General features: G+C 67.9%; 1 protein-coding gene. It reads right to left on the bottom strand.

Annotated elements, in window-relative coordinates; translation table 11 throughout:
* Positions 1–327: 327 nt before the first annotated feature.
* Positions 328–1,440: an IS110 family transposase gene (locus DXD48_RS09960; RefSeq protein WP_233502395.1), complete on the bottom strand. Its 1,113-nt coding sequence runs from the start codon at positions 1,438–1,440 to the stop codon at positions 328–330.
* Positions 1,441–1,546: the final 106 nt, after the last annotated feature.

The raw sequence follows: 1,546 nt of genomic DNA, 5'->3' as shown, positions 1-1,546 counted from the left end.
GTTCCTTTTAATATGAGCAGGACATTGTCAAGAGGCAAAATCGGGCCTGGCCCCAACGATATGGGGTCAGGCCCTCTCCCTATATCAACCCGTCCGCGGCGACCTCGGCGTGTCTTACCGACGCTCGTCTTTGCAGTTTAATATCCGCCCGTGGCGATCTCTCGCTGGGCAATCCGTTGCTACGGCTGAGGCTTCTACGTCGAACCGACAGTCTGTGCACGCGTGTGGCGCCCTGGGCGCTCGCAGAAAAGGGACCTGAGGTTCGCCTCAACGGCTTCGGATCGAACCGCTTCCGGGATGACTGGCTTATGTGCGGGGGACCGCCCCCTACGCCTCCTCGGCCATGAGGCCGACCGCCCACACCCAGCAGGCGAGCTCGCGCGCCGTGGCGACGTTCGCCTTGTTGCCGTGGACCCCGCGCGCGAGCAGCGCCTCCCGCCTCTCGACCAGCCTCCGCACGCCCTTGGCGGCATGCCTCCGGGCGGCTGGGTCCGGGGCCTGGCCCTTGGCGAGGTCCTTCGGCCGCCCCGAGCACGTCAGGTAGTGCCACGCGGCCTCGACCAGCGTCTTCCTCAGGTGCTTGTTGCCGGCCTTGGTGATCGCGCCCCTGCGGTCGCTCTCCCCGCTGGAGTGCTCGGAGGGCGTCAGGCCGACCCACGCGGCGAACGAGCGGGCGTTCCTGAACCTGGAGAACTCGCCGGCCTCGAACACGAGGTCGGCGGCGGAAGCGGTGTCTACGCCCTTGAGGCAGCGCAGGGAGTCGACCCTCTTCCGCCACCTGGGCTTGCGGGCCTCGGCCTCGACGAGCCCCTCGAGCCTCGCCTTCTCCTCCGCCGCCCGCCTGACCGCGTCGACGTAGTAGGCGAGCGCGTCGTTGTCGGCCCCCTCCGCGAACCTAATCGACTCGATCCAGGACCAGTGCGCCCGGGTCCAGTTGCCCTTCCTGCGGCCGGTGGGCGTCCTCTCGTCGAAGACGAGCCCGTGCCTTAGCAGGAACTTGGAGAGCCGCTGCTTCGAGCGCGAGAGGTCGTCCCTCGCGTCCTCGAGCGCCCTGGTCAGGTCGCGGGCGGCCTCGCACTCGTCGTCGGGGACCCACACCTCGACCACGTTGCCGACCGACAGCATGCGGGCGAGGAACTCGGCGTCGTTGCGGTCGTTCTTCCTGCGCCTGTCCGCGCTGGGCTTGATCATCTTCGAGACGGCGCCGACCACGCAGTCGACACCCAGGCCGGAGAGCCTCTTCTGCAGGTCGAAGCCCGTGACCCCGGACTCGTACACGCACCTGGCCCCGGGGCCCACGGAGCGGATCCACTCCGCGACGGCGCCGGCGTCGTAGCCGAAGGTCGCGGCGCGCACCTCCCCGGTCATGACGTCGAGGGAGACGGCCTTTATCGAGCGGGCGTGGACGTCGAGGCCGACGAAGGTGGTAGTATCGAGCATGGGAGCCCCTTCCATGAATGCGGCGTGGCCGCCGCGGCTGAATTAGACACTCACCATTGTCGGCCTAATCCGCGGTCTTTCATGCAGCAGGGGCTCTCAATGTTTT

The organism is Collinsella sp. TM05-37 (assembly GCF_003436455.1).
Classification (GTDB): Bacteria; Actinomycetota; Coriobacteriia; order Coriobacteriales; family Coriobacteriaceae; genus Collinsella.
The sequence above is the reverse complement of the archived record's forward strand: the minus strand, read 5'-3'. Positions and strand labels throughout refer to the sequence as shown.

Coding starts and splice junctions, on each gene's coding strand:
- DXD48_RS09960 (WP_233502395.1), bottom strand. CDS start 1,440: ATGCTCGATACTACCACCTTCGTCGGCCTCGACGTCCACGCCCGCTCG.